Origin of the sequence: Cryobacterium sp. MP_3.1, assembly GCF_035984795.1 — a bacterium.
In the GTDB taxonomy this organism is placed as follows: domain Bacteria; phylum Actinomycetota; class Actinomycetes; order Actinomycetales; family Microbacteriaceae; genus Cryobacterium; species Cryobacterium zongtaii.
In genome coordinates, this window is record NZ_JAXCHV010000010.1 from 91,520 (window position 1) to 115,580 (window position 24,061).

Here is a 24,061-nt window from a genome sequence, read left to right on the forward strand (position 1 = left end):
CGAGCAGCTTCGGCTGCTCGCCCGTTTTGTTGTATCGTGACGCGGCGCCGCCGGTTGATTCGATCAGTCGAATTCCATGAAACGCAGCGGGATCTCGATGGTGACCTCTGTGCCGCTGTCCATCATGGTGTGCCAGTCGATCGTGCCGCTGAGCTCACCCTGAATGAGCGTGCGGACGATCTGGGTGCCCAGCCCGGACCCGACCTTGCCCTCCGGCATCCCCGAACCGTTGTCACGGACGCGCACGGTGAGGGTCTCCTCGTTGCGCTCGGCCTCGATGGCGACCTCGCCCTCCCGGCCGGCGAGTCCGTGCTCGACGGCGTTGGTGACGAGCTCGGTCAGTGCCAGGGCCAGCGGCGTGGCGTAGGCGCTGGGCAGGATGCCGAAGCTGCCGGACGACTTCGGATGCGCCGTGGTGTTGTGCGCGGAGGCCACTTCGGCGATCAGCAGCAGCACCCTGTCGAACACGGCGTCGAAGTCCACGTTCTGGCTCAGGCCCGAGGACAGGGTGTCGTGCACCACGGCGATGGCCGCCACCCGCCGCATGGCCTGGTTGAGGGCCTCGCGGGCGGTGTCGGAGTGGGTGCGGCGCGCCTGGATGCGCAGCAGCGACGCCACGGTCTGCAGGTTGTTCTTGACCCGGTGGTGGATCTCCCGGATGGTGGCATCCTTGGTGATCAGCTCGCGTTCCTGGTGCCGCAGCTCGGTCACGTCGCGGGAGAGCACGATGGCGCCGATCCGTTCGCCCCGATTGCGGATCGGGATGGCGCGCAGCGACACCGTCACCCCGCGGGCCTCGATGTCGGTGCGCCAGGGGGCCCGGCCGGTCACGACGAGAGGCAGGGACTCGTCGACCACGGCCTTGCCGGAGAGCAGGCTTGTCGTCACCTCGGCGAGCGACTCGCCCTCGAGTTCGTCGGCGAAGCCCATCCGGTTGAACGCGGAGAGCGCGTTGGGGCTGGCGAAGGTGGTGACACCGTCCAGATCCAGCCGGATCAGGCCATCCGACGCCCGGGGGGCGCCGCGCCGCGGACCGGTCGGGGCACCCAGGTCGGGGAAGTCGCCGGACGCGATCATGGCGAACAGGTCGTTCGCGCAGTCGTTGAAGGTCAGTTCCTGACGGCCGGGGGTTCGTGTCTCGCTGAGGTTGGTGTGCCGGGTGAGGACGGCGATGGGCTCCGGAGTGATCTCGGCGCCGCTGGAACTGATGCGGCGGCGCACCGGGATGGCCCGCACCCTGGTGGGGGTCTCCTCGTACCAGTCCGGCGCCGTGGTGTCGATGATCTTCGCGGTGTCGAAGGCCTCGGTCACTTGCTTGCGCCATTCGGCCTTGATCTCCTGGCCCACGAAGTCCCGGTAGAACAGGGTCGCGGCGCTGGACGGCCGGGCGTGGGCGACGGCGACGAAGCTGCCGCCGAGGGTCGGGACCCACACGACGATGTCGGCGAAGGCGAGGTCGGCCAGCAGCTGGCCGTCGGAGACCAGCATGTGCAGCCAGTCGACGTCCTCCGCGCTGTTGCGGCCTTGGGCAAGTACGAGATCACTGAGCGTCGACACGTGACCAGCCTATGTGGTGCCGCAGCGGCGGATACGCCATGCTCTCGATATGACCTCTGCTGTTCCTCCGACTCCCGCATCGCCCGCCCGGCGAGACCCGGCGCTCTGGGTGGTCCTGGGCCTGATCGTCCTTCTCGTCGCGGTGGCTCTCGTCGTGGTGTTCACCAGGAGCGAGCCCGCCCTCCTCGACGCCGGCACGCCCGGCGGGGTGGTGCAGCGATATTCGACGGCGGTGTTGGACGGCGATGAGACGAGCGCGGCCCGCTACCTGAGCGCTGCCGCGCTGGCGGACTGCGACAGCGGAGAGACCACGGCGGACTCGTCGGCCACCGACGACATCCGGATCAGCCTCGTCGACACCACCGAACGAGGCTCGACCGCCGACGTGCGGGTGCTGATCGTCACCTCGTACGGCAGCGGCCCGTTCGGGTCGTCGGAGTATGAATCAGAGGAGGCCTTCGAGCTGGCGCGGGTCGACGAAGACTGGCTCATCGACGAGGCGCCCTGGCGACTCACCGTGTGCCCGCCTCGCAGCCAGGGAGACACCCCGTGACCGCGATGACGGCGGCGACCCCGCCGCGTCCAGGTGCCGCACCGATCGTGCGCAGAGTCGTGGTGTACACGATCCTCTTCGTGCTGGTGGTGCTCACGGCGAGCGGTCTGAGCGACCTGCTGGGCCGACTGCTCGACGTGGTCACCGGTGAGCAGCTCGCCGGCACCGACACCGTCGGCCTTGCGGTGTCGCTGACCTTCACCCTGATCGCGGGACCGTTGGCGGCGGTTCTGGGCTGGTTCGCCTGGCGCCGCCTGGCCGAACCGCCGGAGCGGGCGTCGCTGGCCTGGGCGTTGTACCTGGTGGGCATGGGCACGCTCGCCCTGGTCGTTTCGGCCACGGCGCTGTTGAGCGCCGCCGCCGCCGCGGTGACCGCTGAGGCCGTCACCGCCGCGACGGCGACGGGTCTGGTCTGGGCGGGCGTGTGGGCCGGGCACGGGTTTGTGCTGCGCCGAACCGACCGGCGGCCCACCCGGCTGCCCGGCACCGCCGCGGTGCTCGGCGGCACGTTCGGGCTGGTGATCGGGGCCGGCGGCGCGGTGACGGCGCTCACGATCCTCGTGGACGAGGCCCTTGCCGTCGGGCTGGGCACGGATGCGGCCGGGTCGGTGGGGTCGCCCTGGTGGACCGGGGCCGTGCAGGCCCTGGTCTGGGCGGCCGGCGGCGCTCTGGTCTGGTGGTGGCACTGGCGCCGCGACGGTGGCCGCTCCGCCGGGACCGCCCTGGCCGGGGTGGCCCTGGTCGGCGTCGGCATCCTCGGTGGTGCCCTGCTGACCCTGGCCGGTATCGGCACCGTCGTGTTCGTGCTGCTACGGCTGGCCGTCGACCGCACCGACGCCGTTGCGGTGGTGTGTGAGCCGCTGGGGCCGGCGATTGCTGCGGCCCTCGCCGGCGGCCTGATCTGGGTCTATCACCGCGGGGTGGTGCATCGGCGGACGCCCGCCGTGCGCCAGGCGAGCACCCTCGTGACCAGCGGAATCTCACTGGTCGCCGCCGCGACCGGGCTCGGCGTCATCGTGAACGCGCTCCTGGCCACCGTGACCACTCCGCTGGCCGGGTCGGACCCCCGCACCCTGCTGCTCGGCGGCATCAGCTCGCTGCTGGTCGGCGGGCCGGTGTGGTGGCTCACCTGGCGGCCGGCCGCCGAGCCGGCGGCCGACCCTCGCCGTTCCGCCGGCCGCAGCGTCTATCTCGTGGTGGTGTTCGGCATCAGCGCCATCGTCGCCCTGATCACACTCCTGGTCATCGGCTTCCGGCTTTTCGACACCGTTCTGGCCGGCGACCCCGGGCTCCTGGATCGTATCCGGGCGCCCCTCGGCTTGCTCGTGGCCACGGCTCTGGTGGCGGGATATCACTTCACGGTCTGGCGCCGGGACCGAGCCGCGGTCGCCGCGACCGCTCCCCCGGCTCCACCTGCCAGTGCCCCGGCCGCCCCGCCGGCCGGGGTGGTCGGTGAGCTGGTGCTGGTGATGGGTCCCGGCGCGGAACCCGTCGTGGCGCACCTGCGCCGGCTCACCGGCGCACCCGTGGTCTATTGGCAACGGGCCGGCGGTGCCGCGGTGTTGCCGGATCCGGCGCACGTCGAGCAGGCCATGCACGGCGTCAGCGGCGACAGGGTCCTGCTGATAGTCGGCGTCGACGGCGCACTCACGGTGATCCCGGTGGCGGCGGCTCAGGTGGCCTGAGCCGTTCGCCGCCAGGCGAAGACCCGTCGCCACGGCCGCCGGGCGGGGTGGGCATCCGGGGTCGGCAGCAGTTCGTCGCGGACGAGGGCGAGGATGCCCAACCGGGCCGGTGACCGCGGCGCCGCGTCCCGCAGGGTGCGCCCGGACAACACAGCGGCATCAACCCCGGCCTGGTCATGCGGCACCAGGACGGCCGCGTCGATGCCGCCGAACCGGCGCAGCGCACTGCTCACCTGGGCGGCGGGAGCCGGGCCGACGGCGCTGGAGCGCACCCTGTTCATCACGACGTGCACCCGATGGGTGCTGATCACGTCGGTGAGATCGCTCCAGGCGCGCAGGAACCTGGCCATGCCGACAGGGTCGGCCAGGCCGCAGGCCACCACCCGGTCGGCGATCCCCAGGGCGGCCAGTGTCGCCGCGTTGCGGCGGGGCGCGAACAGGTCGCTCGAGATCTCCTCGTCGCTCTCCAGACTGAACCCCGTGTCGAGCACCACGTAATCGGCCCAACGCCGCAACGCCGAGATCGTGCCGCTGACCCGTTCCGCCGACAACTCGGGCCACCTGGACGGTCGTCCGATCCCGGTCAACACCCAGAAGGCGCCGCGCGGCGAGTTGTAGCGGTGGGCGATACGTTCCAGTTCGACCGGCGTGAGGGTGTCGGAACCGGACAGCCGGCAGGCCGCCGCGAAGCCCGGCGCCTCATCGAGGAGGCCCAGGCTGGGCGCTATCGAACCGCTGTAGGTGTCGACGTCCGCCAGCACCACGGTGTGTCCCGCCGCCGCGATCTCCGCCGCGATATTGATGGCCAGGGTCGTGCGGCCGGGAGCCCCGGCCGGGCCCCACACCGCGATCACGGTGCCCGATCCGGTGAGTCCCGCGGTGACGTCGTCGTCGGATGAGAACGGGTCGGATTCGATCGGGTCGCCGGCCGCCGAGCCGGCGGTGGAGATGTCGGCCCCGGGTCGGCGGCGGGCCCGACGCGCCTCCGGCCGATCGGCTCGCCGGTCCTCTTTCGCCCGGCGTCCGGAGCCGGACCGTCGGGGCAGAGCGGGAGGGACGGCGGCGGGCGGCGGGTCATCGTCGATGCGCAGCGGGATATCGCCGCCCTCCGTCAGCACGCGTTCGATGTCGGCCCAGGCTGCCTCGGCGGCGACGACCTCATGCAGCCCCAGCTCGGCGGCGTAGCGGCGCTCCGCTTCCGTCGCGGCGAGGGCCACGACGCGGATGCCGTTCGCGTCGCTGGCCGCGAGCACCTCGATGGTCAGGGTGCCGGCCGTGGCTCCCACTATCAGCGCCTCGGGGTCGTGCCTCTCGATCGCCGCGAGCAGTTCGCGCACGTTCGCCGGCCGGGCGATGATCACGTGCCCGTGCTCGATGATGTCGGCGAGCAGCCGGTCCTCGGTCTCCCGGTCCAGGGCCAGGGCTAGCAGCGTCATGGTCAGCCTCCGATCGGGGCGTTCACGGCCACGAGGGACAGGGCCTCGTCGTTGGCAATCGCCTCCAGCACGGCCGCGACCTTGTCCTTGGGCACGAGCACCTCCACGGCTCGGCCGTCGCCGGACTGGATCAGTCCGGACGGCTCCAGGATGCGCACGATGGCCGCACGACCGACGAGGACGGCCGGAGGGCCGAACAGGCCGCTCTCGACCTCGCCGGCGGACCACACATCCACGACGGACCCGGCCGCCAGGCTCGTCGACAGCCTCCCGCGCAGGTCGAGGACCAGGCTCGTGACGGCCTCGCCCGCCCGGGTTCCCACGGCGGAGGCCGGGACGAGTTCGCCGGCGGTGACGGTTCGCGTTACGACCAGGCCGTCGGCGGGGACCAGGGAGGGGGTGAGGTACAGCTCCACAGCCGCCCCGATCCGCACGTCGGTCTCGACCAGGTCGGCCGCGTCCAGACGATCGCCGACGGCCAGCGGCACCCGGGCCGCATACACCGCGACGGTGCGGTCGCTGCCGGCCACCACGACACTGACCCCGACGATGGAGGCCACGACGAGAACCAGGCCGAGTGCGAACCGCGGATCGAACCAGAACCGGGTCTTCGTCGATGTCGTCGGTCGGCCCGAATTGGCCGGCTGCCCTGTCCTCATCCGTGCACCTCGTCCGCTGTCTTATCCACTGTCTCGCCAGGTTCAGGCTGGCTACCATCGTGACGGGACCTGGAGCCGCGCGCTGAAGTTATCCACAGGTCGGCCGCTCACCCCACGGGATCGGCGAACACGACGGATAATCGTTCTCATGAGCGATCCCGTATCCTCCGCATCCGTGGGCCGATTCCTGACGCTCGCCGATACCGCCCAGATCCTGAATCTTTCGCTCGCCGCCGCGAATGATTTGGTGCGAACCGGTGAGCTGCCCGCCATCCGCATCGGCGCCACCGGTGCCTGGCGGGTGGAGCGGGTCGTTCTCGAGTCCTACATCGAGGCGAAGTACGAGGAGGCCCGCCGACTGTCGCTCTGGGAGCAGTCCGACTTCGGCAACATCCCCGAGCTGTCCGGAGGCCGGATCCTGCGGCCCGATGAGCTCACCGATCCCCCATCGGGTGACGCGCCCTGATCGTCTCAGTCCAGGCGCACCAGGTGGATCTGGTTCAGCGGCACGATCCGGTACTGCCGCACCTCACCGGCCCGTCTGAGGGTTCCCGGCGCGTGCACCGCCAGGTCCACATGATCCCGGCCCACCCTGTCGATGGTCCCGGTCACCGGCCCCACCCCGGTCTGGATCTGCAGGCTCTTGCGGCGCCGGCACAGATCTCGCAGAACGAACGAGAGGCCGATGCGGTCGACGAGCCGGGCCGGCGCCCCGGTTTCGGCCGCCAGCGAGTCCGGCACCTGATCGGGCTGCAGGATGACCGCGCCGATACCCGCAAACGGGAGAATGCACTGCGGGCTGCCGGTACCGGCTTCGAGGAGGTCGGCGGCCAGCCAGTCCCTGCCGAATGTGGTCGGTCGCACCGTGAGGACCTGACCGTCGACAAGCACCACCCTGAGCACCCGTGACGGTGCCGGACCGTTGACCACGCCGGTCAGCCGTTGACGGAGCGCTAGCCGGCCCAGGCGCAACCGCTCCTCCTCGGCGCGCAGCTCGAGGTCCTCGGCGTTCAACTCGTTCTCGAGCTGACCTTCGAGGTCGTCGAACAGATTGTCCCAGCGCACACCCCGACGGTAGTCGGCTGGCAGCCTCCGATGCTGACGTTATCCACAGCCGCCCTGACAAGCCTAGACAGACCCGTTTTCGGGTGGTTGAGTGTCGCCCAAGGCCTCAGCCATCTCGGGGTCGATCCGGTGTTCCACCCGTTAGACAGCCACATCAGCCCGCTCTCCTCGTCGACACCACGGATCCATGCATCTGGAGCAACCCATGAGCGATCCACTTGCCGAGCCCGACCCCCACCTTTCGCCGTCTGCGAACGGCCCCAATCCCCGGGGCGCTCCCCCCGGCGCGGCCGCTCCCGACGTCACCCGCGAGTCCGCCGAGGGATTCCAGTCCGACGACTTCTTCGACCATCAACCGACGTCCCGCGCCGTGCTCCCCGATCCGGAGCCTCTGCTGATCAACCTCACCCGGTGCGTCATCGAGGTCCTGGCCGGCGCCAGGGAGCTCGACCAGCTGGCTCGCTGGGTGAGCGACGACGTCTACCGGCACCTGCTCAAGCGGGTGGTTCTCTCGGCCAGGGCCCGCGCGGTCAAGGGGCAGCGCGCGCAACGCCCCGCCATCACGATCGGCCGGGTGACCATCAACGAACCCAGGGACGGCATCATCGAGGCCGTCGTGATCGTGCACAGCAAGGTGCGCGTGCGCGCCGTCGCCGTGCGCTTGGAAGGCTTGGACAACCGCTGGCGGGCCAGCGCCATCAACGTGCTCTGACCCCGCGGACGACCCTGCGGCCGGCCAACTGTTGCCCGAGCGGACAACTGTGCCCGGTGTACGGGACGCAATTGTCCGCACCGGGCACAGTTGTTTGGCCGCGTGCGGCCTACTTCTTTTTGCCCTGGGTGCGACGCTCGGCGCGGTTGTTGGCCGCCGGGGTGTCGGACTCGGCGCGCTGGCCGAAGGCACCGCGCTGCGGCGGGCCGGCCGGCACGGCCGGCTCAGCATCGGCGACGGCGGGCGCGGCGGCTCGGCGGGCACGGTCCGTCGCGGCCTGCTGGATCTGGCCGCGCTGGTTGCGCACCTCGACTCCGCCGGAGTCGCTCGGGGCGGTGTAGCTCAGCTTCTCCTGGCCCGACTCGGCCGGAGGGGTCAGGCCCTTGGCGGCGACGATCGGCGCGTCGACGGCACCGGCCGGCTGGGACACCTCGACCTCGAGGTTGAACAGGAACCCGACGGTCTCTTCGCGGATCTGGCCCATCATCTGCTGGAACATGGCGAAGCCCTCACGCTGGTACTCGACCAGCGGGTCGCGCTGCGCCATCGCACGCAGGCCGATGCCGTCCTTGAGGTAGTCCATCTCGTAGAGGTGCTCACGCCAGCGCCGGTCGATGACCGAGAGCACCACGCGGCGTTCGAGTTCGCGCATCGCGGGTGAACCGAGCGATTCCTCACGGCGGGCGTAGGCGACCTTGGCGTCGGAGATGATCTCCCGGCGCATGAAGTCGCGGTTGATCTTGCCCTTGTTGCCGGCTTCGGAGATGACCTCGTCGATGGTGAGGCCGACGGGGTAGAGGGTCTTCAGCTCGGTCCACAGGGCGTCGAAGTCCCAGTCGTCGCCGTTGCCTTCGCCGGTGTGGACCTCGAGCACCTCGTCGATGACGTCTTCGAGGAACCGCTGGGTGCGTTCGTGCAGGTCGTCACCCTCGAGGATGTGCCGGCGGTCGCTGTAGATCGCTTCGCGCTGGCGGTTGAGCACGTCGTCGTACTTGAGGACGTTCTTGCGGATCTCGGCGTTGCGGCCCTCGACCTGCGACTGGGCGCTGCGGATGGCACGGCTGACCACCTTGGACTCGATGGCCATGTCGTCGGGAACACCCTGGCGGCCCATCAGACTTTCGGCGGCGCCGGCGTTGAACAGGCGCATCAGGTCGTCGGTGAGCGAGAGGTAGAACCGGCTCTCGCCCGGGTCGCCCTGGCGGCCGCTGCGGCCGCGCAGCTGGTTGTCGATGCGGCGGGACTCGTGGCGTTCGGTGCCGAGCACGTACAGTCCGCCGGCGGCGATGACCTTGTCGGCCTCCTCGGAGACCTCGACCTTGACGGCGGCGAAGACGTCGTCCCACTCTTTTTCGTATTCGTCCGGCGTCTCGACCGGGCTCAGGCCCTTGGCGTTCATCGCGGCGACGGCGAGGAATTCGGCGTTGCCGCCGAGCATCACGTCGGTGCCACGGCCGGCCATGTTGGTGGCGACGGTGACCGAGCCCAGGCGGCCGGCCTGGGCGACGATCGCGGCCTCACGGGCGTGGTTCTTGGCGTTGAGGACCTCGTGGCGCACGCCCTTCTTCGCCAGCAGGCGGGAGAGGTATTCGCTCTTCTCGACGCTCGTGGTACCGACCAGGACCGGCTGTCCGTTGGCGTGGCGCTCGACGATGTCCTCGACGACCTGGCCGAACTTGGCCTCTTCGTTCTTGTAGATCAGGTCGGACTGGTCGATGCGCTGCATCGGCTTGTTGGTGGGGATCGCGACGACGCCGAGCTTGTAGGTGCTCATGAATTCGGCGGCTTCGGTCTCGGCGGTTCCGGTCATGCCGGAGATCTTCGAGTACAGGCGGAAGTAGTTCTGCAGGGTCACGGTGGCCAGGGTCTGGTTCTCGGCCTTGACCGCGACGCCTTCCTTGGCCTCGATCGCCTGGTGGATGCCCTCGTTGTAGCGGCGGCCCATCAGGATGCGGCCGGTGTGCTCGTCGACGATGAGCACCTCGCCGTTCATCACGACGTAGTCCTTGTCCTTCTTGAACAGGGCGTTGGCCTTGATGGCGTTGTTCAGGAACGAGATCAGCGGGGTGTTCGCGGATTCGTAGAGGTTGTCGATGCCGAGGTAGTCCTCGACCTTTTCGATGCCGGGTTCGAGCACTCCGACGGTGCGCTTCTTCTCGTCGACCTCGAAGTCCTCGTCGACGACGAGGCGCTTGGCGAGGCTGGCGAACTCGGTGAACCAGCGGTTCGCCTCCCCCGATGCGGGTCCGGAGATGATCAGCGGGGTGCGGGCCTCGTCGATGAGGATCGAGTCGACCTCGTCGACGATCGCGAAGTAGTGACCGCGCTGCACCATGTCGCTGGCCTGCCAGGCCATGTTGTCGCGCAGGTAGTCGAAGCCGAACTCGTTGTTGGTGCCGTAGGTGATGTCGCAGGCGTACATCTCGCGACGCTGCGCGGGGGTCTGTCCGGAGACGATGCATCCGGTGGTCATGCCCAGGGCGCGGAACACGCGGCCCATCAGTTCGCTCTGGTAGCTGGCCAGGTAGTCGTTGACGGTGATGACGTGCACACCACGGCTGGTGATGGCGTTGAGGTAGGCCGCGGTGGTGGCGACGAGGGTCTTGCCCTCACCGGTCTTCATCTCGGCGATGTTGCCCAGGTGCAGGGCCGCGCCGCCCATGAGCTGCACGTCGAAGTGCCGCAGGCCCAGGGTGCGGGTGGAGGCCTCCCGTACGGCGGCGAACGCCTCGGGCAGCAAGTCGTCCAGCGACTCACCGCCCGAGTAACGCTCACGCAACTGCACGGTCTCGTTCTTCAGTTCCTCATCACTGAGGGTGCTGAAGTCGTCTTCCAGCGCATTGATGGCCTTTGCGTAGCTCTCGAGTCGACGCAGAATGCGCCCCTCGCCAACACGAAGAACTTTTTCCAGTATTCCGGCCACGAATGCACTCCACTAGTCGTCACGGCGTGAGAACACGCCTGTCGTCCGGTCGGACGCACGTAGCGCCGACCTAGCCGGCAACTATAGCAATGCTAGTTGGTCAGGAGCTGGACCCGCTGGACACTGACGCCAGCTCTCTCGCTGCGTCGGAGTTCGGGTCCAGTTCGATGACACCGTAGTCCCAGCCTTTGCGCCGGTAGACGACGCTGGGCCGGTGGGATTCGGCATCCTGGAACAGGTAGAAGTCGTGGCCGACGAGCTCCATGAAGTACAGGGCATCGTCCACGGTCATCGGCGCGGCAGAGAAGACCTTTCGACGGATGACCACCGGGCTGTAGACCTCCTCGGCTTCTTCGGTCTCGCCTGCCTCGTCGGAGACGACCTGGATCGCCCCGGTGCGCACGCGCTCCAGGGTCTCAACGTCGGCCGGGACGATGTCGATCACGGCGAAGCCTGACGACGACGCCTCGTGCAGCGAGGTGGGGCGGTGCGCGCCCCCACGGTGCACCTTCCGGCGGTCCTTGGCTCGACGCACCCGTTCCAGCAGCCTGCCGAGGGCGATGTCGAAGGCCGCGTACTTGTCGCTGCCCTCGGCTTCGGCCCGGACGATGGGCCCCTTGCCGATGAGCGTGAGTTCGACGCGGTCGTTACCGGCGGCGCCGCTCTTCTCGGTGTGACGACTGACCTTGATTTCCAGGGCGAGGGCCTTGTCGGCGAGGCCGGCGATCTTCTCGGCCTTCTCCGTCGCATATTCCCGGAAGCGATCAGTGATCCCCAGGTTGCGTCCAACGATGTTAGTTTCCATGACGACCTCCAGATCTGGCGAACCGCCCCTGATCCGGGCGATTGGTACGCGCCTTTGGCACAACCGTAGTCGTGCCAGCTGGATAAGTCACAGCTTTTGTCAATCAGTTTCCCGTGAACGATGAATGTCGGGATGGTGCCGTCGTGTTTCCGCGACGGTCGCCGCTCCGACCACCTCACCGCCGGCCTGTCGGAGGGCGCGCCGGGCCTCCAGCAGGGTGGCGCCGGTGGTCACGATGTCGTCGACGAGCAGGATCCGACTGCCGGCAAGCGGCCTGGTCGCCACCAGCGTTCCGCTGCGGTTGTCCATCCGCTGCTGCCGGCCCAACCCGACCTGGTCCGCGACGCCGGCACGCGGCCGCAGGAGCGCGCTCCCGCGGAGGCCGGCCCGGCCGAGGAGCAGGTCGACGGGGTGGAACCCGCGCGCCCGCCAGGCTCGGCGGGAGGACGGCACGGTGACCAACACGATGCCACCGGAGACCTGGGTGGGCTCTGCGGCGACCAATGCCGCCCCCACGGCCAGGCGAAGCGCCACGGCGAGCGCCGGCGCGGCATCCGTTCGACCGCCGTCCTTGTACGCCACCAGCACCCGGCCCACAACGCCGGTGTACTCCAACGCGGACCAGACCGTGAGGTCCTCCCGGTAGACCGCCCTCGGCTCGGCGCGCAGCGCGCTCAGGCAGGCGGCGCAGAGCGCCCGGTCCGGCGTGCCGCAGCCGCTGCACTGGGTGGGCATCAGCACCGCCCAGGCATCGAGGACGGCGGCACGGGTTGCCGCGCGCACCGTTTGCATCACCCGCCGGTCGCTGGTCATCCGGTCAGACTCTCGCGTCGGGGTGACCCCGGCGGCCTGACGGGCTCACCTGTGCAGTTGTCGGCGGCCGCAGCGACTGGGGAGGAGAGGCGGCTCAGCCGCCGGTACCCTGCTGGGTGGCCACGAGGGTGACCCCGTCGATGCGTTCCTGCCAGCCGATGCCGCGCTGCACCAGGAGCGAGCCCTCCACGGACAGTGCCCGCAGGTCGCGCAGCAGGTTGCTGCCCGTTATCGAGCGGATTCCCGTCGACGACTCGAGCTGCTCGCTGGTGCCGCCGATCTCGTGGGACACGACGCGACTTTCTCCGTCCGGCTGCAGGCTCAGGTACGCCACCGTTGCCTGGTCGACCCAGGTCGCATCCATCGGGATTCCGGCGTCGGTGGCCAGCTGCACGGGGTCGCCCAGGCCGACCGGAGCACCGTTCTCCCGCAGCACACCGGCCACCACGAGGCGCAGCTCGCCGGCCGCGCTCAGCAGCGCGATCACCCGGGTGCCGTCGCGGGAGACCTTGAGCGCTGTGATCGCCGAGGAGTCCAGCCAGGGCGTCGGAATGGCCTGCGCCGCGCCCTGAGTGTTGTACACGAAGAGCTCGTTGGGCCGGTCTCCCGGCACCGACCAGACATAGCCGGAGCCGTCGATGGACGGGGCGATGAGGTTTTGCCGCGGATCGAGCAGCCTGGCATCCTCGCCCACCCTGACTCCGTAGACCCCGGTGGCGGTGAGGGCGGCAGCCGCCGTCTGCGACGGTGACAGCGTGACCGCACTGGGTGCGAGGGCGGCGACGGACTCCGACAGCCCTGGCAACAGGTTGATCGTCTTGCCGGTCGCGGCGAGGAACCCGAACTCCCCATCGCGCAGCACGAGGGCCCGCGCATCCACCCGGGGGTTCACCACGGGTTCGTTCGCGCCGAGCGCGGCGATGTCTTGAGAGTTCCGGTTGATCGTGACCGTGACCGTGAGCCCGCTGGGAAGGCTGTTCTCCAGCTGGCTCTTCATCCGCTGCAGGGTCAGCCTGTCGGCGTTCAACGCCTCGCTGTTCAGGTCCACCTTGGCGTCCCTGGCCACCACCGTGACGGCGTCGGCGGTGAGGGCGGTGCCCTCGGGGAACGCCGACGTCACCGCGCCGGCGAGCCACTCACTGGGTCCGCTGAGCACGCCGTTGACGATCTTGGTCGGCAGGGACGTCCCACGCGGGTACCACCGCACGTCGGGCACCAGGAATTGGAAGTCCGGGTCGAAGAAATAGAGCGACTGGGCGCTGAAGACGTCCTCGAAGGTGTTCTGGTCGAGTACGGTGCCGTTGGGCGCCGCACTGATCCGCCACTCGCCGTCCACCTGCGCGAATTGGTAGCGGAGTTGCACATTCGCCGACGCGGCGTCGCCGTGGTACTCACCGATCGCGTTGACCTCGGCCACCGGTCGCACAGACACGAGCATCGTGCTGTCGTCGACGGGGACGACGATGCGCCCAGACCCGTCTTCAACGGTGACACCGGTGTCGGACTTCCAGGTGTCGCTGAAATCCGCCGTCAGGAACTCCCTGGCGATCTCGTAGTTGTTGTCCGGGCTGGTGGCGGCGCCGATGAATCCGGTCAGGATCTCCTCCATCGAGGCCCCGTCCCGTGGTCGGTCCGGCAGGAAGACCGGGGCCGGGTTCTCCCCGGCCACCACGTCCTGGCCGGTCTGCACTGCCCCGGTGCGCGGAATGCTCGAGCAGCCGCCGAGCAGGAGGGCCATCGCGGTGACGACGGCGACGAGCCTGGCCGGGCTACGCATAGTGGTCTCTTCTCGGTTCGGCGTGGGACGACACGAATCCGGCGGTGTCGGCATCCGCCGGCGGCAGCGGGTTGGGCGACACCGTCAGCGCGACGCCGGTTGTGCGGGGCAGGGTCAGCCTGAAGCAGGACCCGGCGCCGGGACTGGACCAGACCTGAAGCCAGCCGCGGTGGGCGGCGGCATCCTCCAGGGAGATGGCCAGGCCGAGCCCGGTGCCGCCGATCGTGCGTTTACGGGACGGGTCAGCCCGCCAGAACCTGTCGAACACGTGGGTGATCTCGGCCTGGGTCATGCCCATTCCGTAATCCCGTACCGACAGCGCCACCGCCGATTCGTTGCTGTCCACCGACACGACGATCGGTTTGCCCTCGCCGTGCTCGATGGCATTGCCGATGAGGTTGTTGACGATGCGGCGCACCCGTCGTGGGTCCATCTCCGCGGCCAGGTGCCCGCCGGGCGCGGCCAGCCTGATCTCGCTCCCCTTGGAATCTCCGAGTGAGCGCATGCCGTCGATGACGTCCTCCGCGAGATGCACAAGATTGGTGGGTTCGGATTCAAGCTCGACGGACCCGGCGTCGTAGCGGCTGATCTCGAGCAGGTCCGCCAGGAGCAGCTCGAAACGTTCCACCTGGGTGTGCAGCAGTTCCGCGGTGCGTTCGGTGGCCGGCGGGAAGCTGGCCCGCTGGTCGTAGAGGAGGTCTCCGGCCAGGCGGATGGTGGTGAGGGGGGTGCGGAGCTCGTGCGAGACGTCGGACACAAAACGTTGCTGCACCTCGGACAGGTCGGCCAGTTCCTTGATCTGGCTCTGCAGGCTGTCGGCCATGCCGTTGAACGAACGGGCCAGCGTCGCGATCACATCCTCGCCCTTTTCGGGGATCCGCACGCCCAGGTCACCGGAGGCGAGTTTCTGGCTGGTCTGGGCAGCCACCTGGATCGGGGCGACCACGAAGCGCACCACGATCCAGGTGACCGCTCCGATCAACACCATCAGGGCCAGGCCGGCACCGCCCAGGGTCCGCTGCACGAACAGCAGCGTCGATTCGGCGTCGGCGAGGCTGTAGCCGATGTACAGCTCGTAGCGCCCGGCGACGGGGACCGTGATCTGGGAGCCGACGACGATTCCGGGCACCGACGAACCGTCGTCGGAGGCCAGAGTCACCGACTGCCAGAACTGCCCGTCGGCGTCGTCCTGCACGGCCTCCCGGAGTTCCGGCGAGATGACCGCGGTGGATGATCCGAACGTGGAGGAGTCCTGGGGTGCCACGGTCGACGATTCCTGCCCCGGCACCCTGAAGACGGCGACCAGCCGGCTCGACGACGCGGCGGAGATCGAGGTGCGGGCTGACTCCAACAGCGTCTGCACCTGCACCCGGTCGACGGCATCCGAGGAGTCCAGGATTCCCTGGGCGGCGCTGGTGGCCCGGTTGGAGTCCACCAGAATCTGAGTCAGCCGCGACTGGAACAGGTCGTTGCCGACGCTGACCGACATGTACACGCCGACCAGTCCAATGGCGGCGCCCGACGCCAGCACGGTGATGGCGACGGTGCGGAACTGCAGGGAGGAGCGCCAGCTGCGCCGCAGCTGCTGGGCGAGGCGGCGCCACGATCCCCACGATCGCCAGTCCAGCCTGAACACGTCCAACCGCGCAGCCACCGGGCCCCTAGCTGGCGGCGCCGGCGCGGTAGCCGACTCCGCGCACGGTCATCACGATGCGCGGGTTGTCAGGGTCGTCTTCGACCTTGGCGCGCAGACGCTGAACATGCACATTGACCAGCCGGGTGTCGGCCTTGTAGTGATAGCCCCAGACCTGTTCGAGGAGCATCTCACGGGTGAAGACCTGGGCTGGTTTGGAGGCCAGCGCCAGCAGCAGGTCGAATTCCAGCGGTGTCAGGTTGATGCTCTGCTCGCCGCGCTTGACCTCGTGGCCGGCGGCGTCGACGACGAGGTCGCCGATCTGCAGACTGGCGGGCGTCTCCACCGGGACCGGTCGCAGCCGGGTACGAATCCGGGCTACGAGCTCCTTGGGGTTGAACGGTTTGACCATGTAGTCGTCCGCGCCGGATTCCAGCCCCTTGACCACATCGGTGGTGTCCGACTTCGCCGTCAGCATGATGATGGGGGTGCCGGACTCGGCCCGGATCAGGCTGCACACCTCGATGCCGTCCAGCCCGGGCAGCATGAGGTCGAGGAGCACCAGGTCGGGTACGACGCTGTGGAACGCGTCAAGGGCCTGCGCCCCGTCCGCGCAGAAGTGCGGCTCGAAGCCCTCGCCCTGCAGGACGATGCCGATCATCTCAGCGAGTGCGGGGTCATCGTCGACAACCAAAATGCGTGAGTTCATTGATCCGTTTTCCGCCCGGTCACCGGGCAATAACGCGCACGACACGGGCAATCTCTGGCACAAGAATAGTCGACACGGCTCCGAGATATCGCGCAGGCCACACAGTGCAGTCCGGGTATGCCAGCATGGAGGCGTGACGGACCCAGACTGGCACCCCCCGACCACCTCCTCCGGTGTACCTCGCTACGGCGAATACGCCCCGACGGGTGCGCCCGGCACCCCTCCGGCGGCACCGTCCGGCGGCTACCGGCCCAGTGCGCCGCCGGCCTGGACCCCGCCGCCCAAGCCCGGTCTGATTCCGCTCCGCCCGCTGGGCTTCGGTACCCTGCTCGGCGCTCCCTTCCAGGTTCTGCGGCGCAATCCCAAGGCCACCTTCGGCAGCGCACTGATCGTGCAGGGCGCCACACTCCTGGTGACCCTGGTCGTCGTCGGCCTGGTGAGTTTTTTCGCCCTCAGCCGGGTCGCCTCGGCGCCGGTCGATGAACAGGATGCCGTCGAGGCCGGCGCGATCCTCACCATCGTGCTGTCCGCCCTGATACCTGTCGCCCTGGCCATCGTCGCGTCGGCACTTCTGCAGGGCGTGATCGTGCTCGAGGTGTCCCGGGCGACCCTGGGTGAGAAGCTGCGCCTGGGCGCGCTGTGGCGCCAGGTGGGTCGGCGGGTGTGGCCACTGGTCGGCTGGACCCTGCTGCTCAGCGCGGCGCTGCTGGTCGGCGTGCTGCTCATCGGTGGACTGGTCTTCGTGTGCGTCCTCCTGGGCGGCGGGTGGATCGCGGCGGCCGTGATCGTCGGTGTCTTTGGCGGACTGGGGCTTGTCGCCCTGGGAGCCTGGGTGAGCACCAAGACCGCCGTCGTCCCGAGCCTGATCGTGCTGGAACGGTTGGGCATCGGGCAGGCGATCCGGCGTTCCTGGTCGTTGACGGGCGGATTCTTCTGGCGCACCCTGGGTGTTCTGCTGCTGATCACGGTGATCGTGAACGTCGTCGCGCAGATCGTGACCACCCCGCTGTCGCTGTTGTTCAGCGTGGTGCTCAGCCTGATCGACCCGAACGCCGCCTTCGACGCCTACATTCCCGCCATCGTGCTGTACGTCCTCACGCTCCTGATCGCACTGGTCCTGGGCGCCGTGACCGCCGTCGTGCAGTCGGCCGCCGTCGCCCTGATCTACATCGACCTGCGGATGCGCAAGGAGGGCCTTGACCTGGAACTGCAGAGGTTCGTCGAAGCGGCCCCCGGCGCCAAGGCCAGCGATCCCTACCTCGCCCGCACCGCGCCCGCTGCCGCCGACACTGCGACCCGCCCCGACCCGGGGTCGCCCTGGGCATGATCGCGGGGTGGGGGCCGGTTCTGCCGTGGATGGGGATCCCGGTGGATCCCAGCGCGCCCGACGCGCAGCAATGGCTGCGCGATGAGCTCGCCAAGGCTCCCTACCAGGCGGCCCAGCCCACCTGGTTCGACAGGCTCTCCCAGGCGATCTTCGACTGGTTCTCTTCGCTGTCCTTCGTCGGTGACGGCAGCGGGGGCTGGGTACCGCTGGTTGCGACGCTGATCGGGATCGCCCTGCTGGTGGCCGCCGTGCTCGTTTTCGGGCTGCCCCGGCGGGCACGTCGCCGCCGGAAGGCCGCGGGACTGTTCGCCGCCGATGATCGCCGCACCGCGGATCAACTGCGCAAATCGGCCGCCGCCGCCGCATCGGCCGGCGACTGGACCCTCGCCAGCGAGGAGGCCTTCCGGGCCATCGCCCAGGGGCTGGCTGAACGCACCATCCTGCGGCCGACACCGGGAACGACGGCGCACCGCGTCGCCGAACTGGCCGGCGACGCCTTCCCCGACGAACGGGCCCGGCTGATCAGCGGCGCGAGCGTATTCGAGAGCGTGCGTTACCTCGGCGGCACCGGAACCGAGCAGGGTTACTCCGCTCTGGTCGACCTCGACGCCGATCTGCGGGCCGCCCGCCCCCGCTCGACGGCGCCGGTGGCTCCGTGAGCGCCGTCACCACCGCGAGTCCGGTGTCGAGCACGCCCACGATTCGCCTCGCGCTGCGGAGGTCCGTGTTCTGGGTCGTCGCCGGGGTCGGCGCCCTGCTCGTGGCCGTCATCGCCTTCATCCTCACCGGGGCCGGAGGCGCCGCCGGCCCGCGGCTGGGGGCCGACAACCCCGCTCCGACCGGCGGCATGGCCGTCGTCGAGGTGCTCCGCCAGCAGGGGGTGACCGTCGTGCCCGTGGACACCCTCGACGAGGCCGGCGATGCGACGGCCGCGGCCGGGAACGCCACCCTGTTCCTCTCCGACGAGTCCGGCTACCTCAGCACCGACCAGCTCGATCGGCTCGGTGATCTGGCCGGCCGCACCGTTGTCGTTGACCCCGACTTCCGTGCCCTGCAGGCCTTGGCCCCCGAGGTCGGGTTCGGCGGCGTGTCTGGCGCGGACTCCCTCGACGCCGAGTGCCCGGTTCCGGCCGCCGAGCGCGCCCAATCGATCTCACCCGGCGGCAAGACGCTCGGCCTGCCCGCGGGCACCGCCGGCTATACGGGCTGCTTCCCCGGCGAGAACGACACCTTCTCGGTGATCGAACGGGTCACGGATGACCGCACTGTCACCCTGGTTGCCGACACCGCGGTGTTCGCCAACGACGAGATCGCCACCTACGGCAATGCCGCGCTGGCCCTCAACCTTCTCGGCGCCACCGACACCCTGGTCTGGTATCTGCCGACCCTGGCCGACGTGCCCGTCACCGGCCCACCCTCACTCGGCGCTCTCACGCCCGGCTGGGTGACGCCGGTGCTGCTCCTGCTGGTGGGCGTCACCGTCACCGCCATGGTGTGGCGCGGCCGCCGGTTCGGCCCCCTGGTCGCCGAGAACCTGCCCGTCGTCGTGCGGGCCAGCGAGACCATGGAAGGGCGCGCGCGGCTGTACGCCCGCGGCAGCGCCCGGCTGCGGGCGGTCGACGCGATCCGGATCGGTGCGGTGGCCCGGATGGCCCAGGCCGCGGGATTGCCCCGGACCGCGCCCCTCGACCAGGTGATCCGCACCGTCGCGGCGCTCACCGCCCGGCCGCCGGAGCGCGTACACGCCGTGCTCGTCGGTGAGGTGCCGGGCAGTGACGCCGCCATGATGGCGCTGTCTGACGCCATCGACGAACTGGAACGCGCCACCGCCCTCGCCGCCCGCCCGCCCGGCGCCGGGCCCTCCCCCACCGCTCGCCCGTCAACCGGAAGAATGGAACCATGACCAGCCACGCCCCGACATCCGCCGAGACCAGCCCCGTCGACGCCTCGACCGACAGCCTGCGCCGCGCCCTCGCGCAGGTGCGCACCGAGGTCGGTAAGGCCGTCGTCGGACAGGACGGCGCCGTCACCGGACTGATCATCGCCCTGCTCTCCCGCGGTCACGTGCTGCTGGAGGGCGTGCCCGGTGTGGCCAAGACCCTGCTGGTGCGGTCCCTGAGCCACGCGCTCAGCCTGGACACCAAGCGGGTGCAGTTCACCCCCGACCTGATGCCGGGCGACGTGACCGGTTCGCTCATCTACGACGCGAAGGCCGGTGAGTTCGAGTTCCGCAACGGGCCCGTCTTCACGAACATCCTGCTCGCCGACGAGATCAACCGCACACCACCGAAGACCCAGTCCGCCCTGCTGGAGGCCATGGAGGAGCGCCAGGTCAGTGTGGACGGGCTCTCGCTCCCGCTGCCGGAACCGTTCATCGTGGCCGCGACCATGAACCCGATCGAATACGAGGGCACCTATACGCTCCCCGAGGCCCAGCTGGACAGGTTCCTGCTCAAGCTCGTGCTCGACATCCCCGAGCGTGACGTCGAGCTCGAGGTGCTGCGCCGGCACTCCACCGGGTTCAGCCCACGCGACCTCACCGCCGCGGGGGTCACCCCGGTGCTCGGTGCCGCCGAACTCGCCGCGGCCCAGGCATCCGTCGCCACCGTCGGTGCGAGCCCTGACGTGCTGGCGTACATCGTCGACCTGGCCAGGGCCACCCGGAACAGCCCGTCGGCCAAGCTGGGCGTGAGCCCCCGTGGCACCACCGCCCTCCTCGCCGCCGCCAAGGCCTGGGCGTGGCTGAGCGGCTATGCGTCGATCACCCCCGATCACGTGCAGGCCATGGTGCTGCCGGTCTGGCGGCACCGCATCCAGCTGCGCCCGGAGGCGGAACTCGAAGGCATCACCGTCGACACGATCCTGCACGGCGTGCTGCAGCAGGTCCAGGTTCCGATCTAACCGATGACACGCATCCGATGACACCGACCGGCCGCTTCGTCCTCCTCGTCGCCCTCGGCGTCGTGCCCATCGTGCTGCTCGGCGACACGTCCGCGCGGGCTCTGGCCGTCCTGGCCGGCTGGCTCCTGCTCGCCCTGACGCTCGGGAGCATCGACCTGGCCCTCGCCGCGTCTCCGCGGCGGCTGACCCTGGCCCGGGTGTTGCCGTCCAGGGTGCGCCTGGGTGAGGAGGTGACCAGCGAGCTCTACCTGCGCAACGATGGTCCCCGCCGTCTTCGCGGCATCGTCCGAGACGGGTGGCAGCCGTCGGCCGGCGCGGGCAACAACCGCACGTCGGTGACGCTGCCGCCCGGGGAACGACGCCTGGTCGAGCTGACTCTCGTGCCCACCCGGCGCGGAGAACGCACCGCGTCCCACGTGACGGTGCGCTCGATGGGCCCCCTGGGCCTCTGGGCCAGGCAGGCCACCCTCATCGCGCCCGCCCAGATCAGGGTGCTGCCGCCCTTCCATTCCCGCAAACACCTGCCGAGCCGGATCAGCCGGCTCAAGGAGCTCGACGGACGCACCAGCGTGCTCGTGCGCGGCCAGGGTACCGAGTTCGACTCCCTGCGTGAGTACGTGCGCGGCGACGACGTGAGGTCCATCGACTGGCGTGCCACCGCGCGCCGCAACGATGTCGTGGTGCGCACCTGGCGGCCCGAACGTGACCGGCGCATCGTGATCGTCATCGATACCGGCCGCACCTCCGCCGCCCGGGTCGCCGACGAACCACGGCTGGACACCGCTTTCGAGGCGGCGCTGCTTCTGGCCGCACTGGCGTCCAGGGCCGGCGACAGGGTGGACTTCCTGGCCTGGGACCGCCGGGTGCGGGCCCGGGTGCAGGGCGCGTCGGGAGCCGAGCTGCTCAGCCGCATGGTGGACGGCATGGCGCTGATCGAATCCGAGCTCATCGAGATGGACTGGACGGCCCTTCCCGGGCAGATCCGTGGCATCACCGGCCAGCATGCGTTGGTGGTGTTGCTCACCCCGATGGATGCCCCGGGCGCGTCGACGGGTCTGCTGTCGGTGCTCGGTCAACTCACCGCGCGGCACACCGTGCTGGTGGCATCGGTGACGGACCCGACGGTCGCCGGTCTGACCCGCAGCCGAGGGACCCGCGAAGACGTCTACAGGGCCGCGTCGGCGGAACGCACCGTGCTGGACGCCACTCGGGTGGCCGCGGCTGTTCGGCAGCTCGGCGCAGACGTGGTCACCGGTGCCCCCGACGAGCTGCCCCCGGCCCTGGCCGACCGCTACATCGCCCTCAAGGCGGCGGGCCGGCTCTAGTCGGCGACGCTCAGCCGGCGAAGACCCGGGCGCTGCCTGCCTCGAATTCGGCCAGGTCACCGGTCTCGCCCGCGCGCACGGCGCGCCCGCCGAGCACCAGCATGTAGGCCAGGAAGGCCAGCAGGGCCGCAGCGCCGATGCCGATCTTCACCGGCCAGGGCCAGGGCGCCGGGGTCACGAATCCCTCGATGATGCCGGACACCAGCAGCACGAATACCAGTCCGATCGCCACCGTGAACAGGGCGCGGGCGTCCTCGGCCAGGGCCTGGCCACGGGTGCGGGCACCCGGCGCGATCCAGGCCCAGAAGATGCGGAGGCCCGCTGCAGCCGCCACGAAGATCGCGGTCAGTTCCAGCAGGCCGTGCGGGGCGATGTAGAGGAAGAACGTGTCGCCCTCGTCGTAGGCGAACATCACCGCCGCGGTGACGCCGAGGTTCTGGGCATTCTGCAGGACGATGTACGGCACGTAGACGCCCAGGATGCCGAAGGCGACACACTGCGCGGCGATCCAGGCATTGTTGGTCCATACCCGTCCGGCGAAGGACGCCGCGGGGTTCTCGGAGTAGTAGGAGACGAAGCTCTGGTTGGCGAGTTGCTCGAGCTCGGCGGGAGACCCGAAGTTGGCCAGCACGTCGGGGTTGTTGGTGGCCCAGACCGCGTAGAGGCCCGCGACGACAAACGTCACCACCGCCACCGCCAGGGTGAGCCAGCGCAACCTGTACAGCGCGGCCGGTAGCTGGGTGAGGAAGAACCGCGGCAACTGCGAGAGCACGTTGGTGCCCGCGCCGGTGAAGCGCAGCCGGGCCCTGGACAGGAGCACCGAGAGCCTGTCGCCCTGCATCGTCGAACCGGCGGCGGTCTTGATGACCGAGAGCTGGGTGGCGCCGGCCTGGTAGGCCTGGATCAGTTCGTCCGACTGGGCACCGCTGAGTTGCCGCCGGCGGCCGAGTGCGGCCAGGCGGTCCCATTCGGCGCGGTGCGCCGCTGAATACGCGTCAAGATCCATCTGATTCAATAGTAGACATGGCGGAGCCCTGGAAAGCAGCCGATCACGGTGAAGATTCCCTGATCGAGCACGAGCTGGTGACCGGTGAGGCCGTTGCCCTCGATGTTCGCCCGGCGAGCGTGATCCTGCGAGGTGCGGGAACGATGATCGATTGGGTGGCCTACGTCGGCTTCTTCCTCCTGATGGCGCTGGTGGTATCGGTGTTGTTCGGCGACGGCATCGACGAGGCTTTGGCCCAGGCGCTGGCCATTTCGGGCCTGGTCTTCTCGCTGCTGATCGTGCCGATGCTGGTCGAGACCCTCTCGCACGGACGGTCGTTGGGCCGCTGGGCGGTCGGCGCGCGCATCGTGCGGGATGACGGCGGCGCCACCGGGCTGCGGCATTCCTTCATCCGGGCGCTGATGGGCGTGATCGAGATCTTCCTCACCTTCGGCGGACTCGCGGTCACCTGCGCGCTGCTCAACTCCCGTTCCAAACGACTCGGTGACCTCCTGGCCGGCACCTACAGCCAACACGAGCGGGTGCCGCGGTTCAGTGGACCCACTTTTGTGCTGCCGCCGGTCCTGGTGTCCTGGGCCGCGACGGTGGACGTCGCCCGTCTGCCCGATCGACTGTCTCGCCGGGTGGCGCAGTTCCTACGGCAGGCCCACCAGCTCTCCCCCGACACCCGGGTGCGGCTGGCGGAGGGTCTCGCCGCCGAGGTGGCGCCGTTCGTGTCGCCCCTCCCGGCGGTACCGCCGGAGTACCTTCTCATCGGCGTGGCAGAAGTGCGGCGTAACCGCGAGTACAACGGCCACCTGCTCGAGCGCGGCCGGCTCGAGAAGCTCTCCCCGGTCCTCACCGGCCGCCCGCACGACTTCCCCGAGCGCTAACCCCTCCCCTCCCTTTCGCCCGCGAGCTGTGACTGTCGAGCCCTGGTGAGCCCGCCCTGAGGGTCGGGACCGTCCTCGTCGGTCGAGCCTGTCGAGACCCGGTGAGATGGCAGGTCGCGACAAGCTCGACCGGCGGGATGGGCTCGACCGGCGGGATGGGCGCGACCGGCGGGATGGGCTCGACCGGCGGGATGGGCTCGACCGGTGGTGGGGGTTAAACGCAGAAAAGCCACCCCGGTCGGGGTGGCTTTTCTGTGTGTTTCTAAGTTAAGTCCGGCGGTGTCCTACTCTCCCACAGGGTCC

General features: G+C 69.7%; 21 protein-coding genes. 10 read left to right on the forward strand and 11 right to left on the reverse strand.

Going from position 1 to position 24,061, the window contains the following annotated elements:
• Nucleotides 1-63: 63 nt before the first annotated feature.
• Nucleotides 64-1,557 (reverse strand): sensor histidine kinase, encoded by a 1,494-nt coding sequence (locus RCH12_RS08920; protein ID WP_088455328.1) that lies wholly within the window; start codon nucleotides 1,555-1,557, stop codon nucleotides 64-66.
• A 49-nt stretch (nucleotides 1,558-1,606) separates the two neighbouring features.
• Here RCH12_RS08920 and RCH12_RS08925 point away from each other — a divergent pair, with 49 nt between their 5' ends.
• Together RCH12_RS08925 and RCH12_RS08930 are read left to right on the forward strand one after the other, a co-directional pair.
• Nucleotides 1,607-2,110: a hypothetical protein gene (locus tag RCH12_RS08925; protein ID WP_103430710.1), complete on the forward strand. Its 504-nt coding sequence runs from the start codon at nucleotides 1,607-1,609 to the stop codon at nucleotides 2,108-2,110.
• 5 nt (nucleotides 2,111-2,115) lie between these two features.
• Complete coding sequence (locus RCH12_RS08930) at nucleotides 2,116-3,795, forward strand: DUF5671 domain-containing protein (protein ID WP_327016669.1); 1,680 nt, start codon at nucleotides 2,116-2,118, stop codon at nucleotides 3,793-3,795.
• Here the strand turns inward: RCH12_RS08930 and RCH12_RS08935 are convergent.
• Nucleotides 3,783-5,231 (reverse strand): AAA family ATPase, encoded by a 1,449-nt coding sequence (locus tag RCH12_RS08935; protein WP_327016654.1) that lies wholly within the window; start codon nucleotides 5,229-5,231, stop codon nucleotides 3,783-3,785. The two genes, RCH12_RS08930 and RCH12_RS08935, sit on opposite strands and share 13 nt — an antisense overlap.
• A 2-nt stretch (nucleotides 5,232-5,233) precedes the next feature.
• On the reverse strand, nucleotides 5,234-5,890 hold the full coding sequence (locus RCH12_RS08940) for an SAF domain-containing protein (protein ID WP_327016655.1): 657 nt from the start codon (nucleotides 5,888-5,890) through the stop codon (nucleotides 5,234-5,236).
• A 148-nt stretch (nucleotides 5,891-6,038) separates the two neighbouring features.
• Between RCH12_RS08940 and RCH12_RS08945 the strand changes: the two genes are divergently transcribed.
• Nucleotides 6,039-6,356 carry a helix-turn-helix domain-containing protein gene (locus RCH12_RS08945; RefSeq protein ID WP_103430707.1) on the forward strand — a complete coding sequence of 106 codons (318 nt, stop codon included), beginning with the start codon at nucleotides 6,039-6,041 and terminating at the stop codon, nucleotides 6,354-6,356.
• Nucleotides 6,357-6,361: 5 nt separating this feature from the next.
• Here RCH12_RS08945 and RCH12_RS08950 read toward each other — a convergent pair whose 3' ends face one another.
• The gene (locus RCH12_RS08950; RefSeq protein WP_327016656.1) at nucleotides 6,362-6,955 is read right to left on the reverse strand and encodes a hypothetical protein; all 594 of its coding nucleotides are present in this window, start codon (nucleotides 6,953-6,955) and stop codon (nucleotides 6,362-6,364) included.
• A gap of 205 nt (nucleotides 6,956-7,160) precedes the next feature.
• Here RCH12_RS08950 and RCH12_RS08955 point away from each other — a divergent pair, with 205 nt between their 5' ends.
• A complete protein-coding gene (locus tag RCH12_RS08955) occupies nucleotides 7,161-7,667 on the forward strand; it encodes an Rv3235 family protein (RefSeq protein WP_327016657.1) in 507 nt (168 codons plus the stop codon).
• Between the two features lie 109 nt (nucleotides 7,668-7,776).
• Here RCH12_RS08955 and secA read toward each other — a convergent pair whose 3' ends face one another.
• The 6 genes from secA to mtrA all read right to left on the reverse strand — a co-directional run bounded on the left by secA (nucleotide 7,777) and on the right by mtrA (nucleotide 16,327).
• Complete coding sequence (gene secA, locus RCH12_RS08960; protein ID WP_327016658.1) at nucleotides 7,777-10,590, reverse strand: preprotein translocase subunit SecA; 2,814 nt, start codon at nucleotides 10,588-10,590, stop codon at nucleotides 7,777-7,779.
• Nucleotides 10,591-10,690: 100 nt separating this feature from the next.
• Nucleotides 10,691-11,395 carry a ribosome hibernation-promoting factor, HPF/YfiA family gene (hpf, locus tag RCH12_RS08965; protein WP_327016659.1) on the reverse strand — a complete coding sequence of 235 codons (705 nt, stop codon included), beginning with the start codon at nucleotides 11,393-11,395 and terminating at the stop codon, nucleotides 10,691-10,693.
• A gap of 99 nt (nucleotides 11,396-11,494) precedes the next feature.
• Nucleotides 11,495-12,208 carry a ComF family protein gene (locus RCH12_RS08970; RefSeq protein ID WP_327016660.1) on the reverse strand — a complete coding sequence of 238 codons (714 nt, stop codon included), beginning with the start codon at nucleotides 12,206-12,208 and terminating at the stop codon, nucleotides 11,495-11,497.
• 94 nt (nucleotides 12,209-12,302) lie between these two features.
• On the reverse strand, nucleotides 12,303-13,985 hold the full coding sequence (locus tag RCH12_RS08975) for an LpqB family beta-propeller domain-containing protein (RefSeq protein WP_327016661.1): 1,683 nt from the start codon (nucleotides 13,983-13,985) through the stop codon (nucleotides 12,303-12,305).
• Nucleotides 13,978-15,639, reverse strand: a complete 1,662-nt coding sequence (gene mtrB, locus RCH12_RS08980) for an MtrAB system histidine kinase MtrB (protein WP_243399258.1) — start codon at nucleotides 15,637-15,639, stop codon at nucleotides 13,978-13,980. The genes RCH12_RS08975 and mtrB overlap by 8 nt, the downstream gene beginning before the upstream one ends.
• 7 nt (nucleotides 15,640-15,646) lie before the next feature.
• Nucleotides 15,647-16,327 (reverse strand): MtrAB system response regulator MtrA, encoded by a 681-nt coding sequence (gene mtrA / locus RCH12_RS08985; protein ID WP_088455317.1) that lies wholly within the window; start codon nucleotides 16,325-16,327, stop codon nucleotides 15,647-15,649.
• 133 nt (nucleotides 16,328-16,460) lie between these two features.
• On the opposite strand from mtrA, the gene RCH12_RS08990 reads away from it, so the two are divergent.
• From RCH12_RS08990 to RCH12_RS09010, 5 genes are read left to right on the forward strand one after another with little or no spacing between them, the layout of a single operon-like run.
• The gene (locus tag RCH12_RS08990; protein ID WP_103432260.1) at nucleotides 16,461-17,654 is read left to right on the forward strand and encodes a hypothetical protein; all 1,194 of its coding nucleotides are present in this window, start codon (nucleotides 16,461-16,463) and stop codon (nucleotides 17,652-17,654) included.
• A gap of 41 nt (nucleotides 17,655-17,695) precedes the next feature.
• Nucleotides 17,696-18,313 carry a DUF4129 domain-containing protein gene (locus RCH12_RS08995; RefSeq protein ID WP_165789123.1) on the forward strand — a complete coding sequence of 206 codons (618 nt, stop codon included), beginning with the start codon at nucleotides 17,696-17,698 and terminating at the stop codon, nucleotides 18,311-18,313.
• Nucleotides 18,310-19,557: a DUF4350 domain-containing protein gene (locus tag RCH12_RS09000; RefSeq protein ID WP_327016662.1), complete on the forward strand. Its 1,248-nt coding sequence runs from the start codon at nucleotides 18,310-18,312 to the stop codon at nucleotides 19,555-19,557. The genes RCH12_RS08995 and RCH12_RS09000 overlap by 4 nt, the downstream gene beginning before the upstream one ends.
• On the forward strand, nucleotides 19,554-20,555 hold the full coding sequence (locus RCH12_RS09005) for an AAA family ATPase (RefSeq protein ID WP_327016663.1): 1,002 nt from the start codon (nucleotides 19,554-19,556) through the stop codon (nucleotides 20,553-20,555). Before RCH12_RS09000 ends, RCH12_RS09005 begins: the two co-directional genes overlap by 4 nt.
• Before the next feature lie 17 nt (nucleotides 20,556-20,572).
• The gene (locus RCH12_RS09010; protein ID WP_327016664.1) at nucleotides 20,573-21,880 is read left to right on the forward strand and encodes a DUF58 domain-containing protein; all 1,308 of its coding nucleotides are present in this window, start codon (nucleotides 20,573-20,575) and stop codon (nucleotides 21,878-21,880) included.
• 10 nt (nucleotides 21,881-21,890) lie between these two features.
• Here the strand turns inward: RCH12_RS09010 and RCH12_RS09015 are convergent, their stop codons facing one another.
• Nucleotides 21,891-22,886, reverse strand: coding sequence for a stage II sporulation protein M (locus RCH12_RS09015; protein ID WP_103432255.1), 996 nt, complete (start codon nucleotides 22,884-22,886; stop codon nucleotides 21,891-21,893).
• Nucleotides 22,887-22,903: 17 nt separating this feature from the next.
• Here RCH12_RS09015 and RCH12_RS09020 point away from each other — a divergent pair, with 17 nt between their 5' ends.
• Nucleotides 22,904-23,758 carry an RDD family protein gene (locus RCH12_RS09020; RefSeq protein WP_327016665.1) on the forward strand — a complete coding sequence of 285 codons (855 nt, stop codon included), beginning with the start codon at nucleotides 22,904-22,906 and terminating at the stop codon, nucleotides 23,756-23,758.
• The last annotated feature ends 303 nt before the right edge of the window (nucleotides 23,759-24,061 follow it).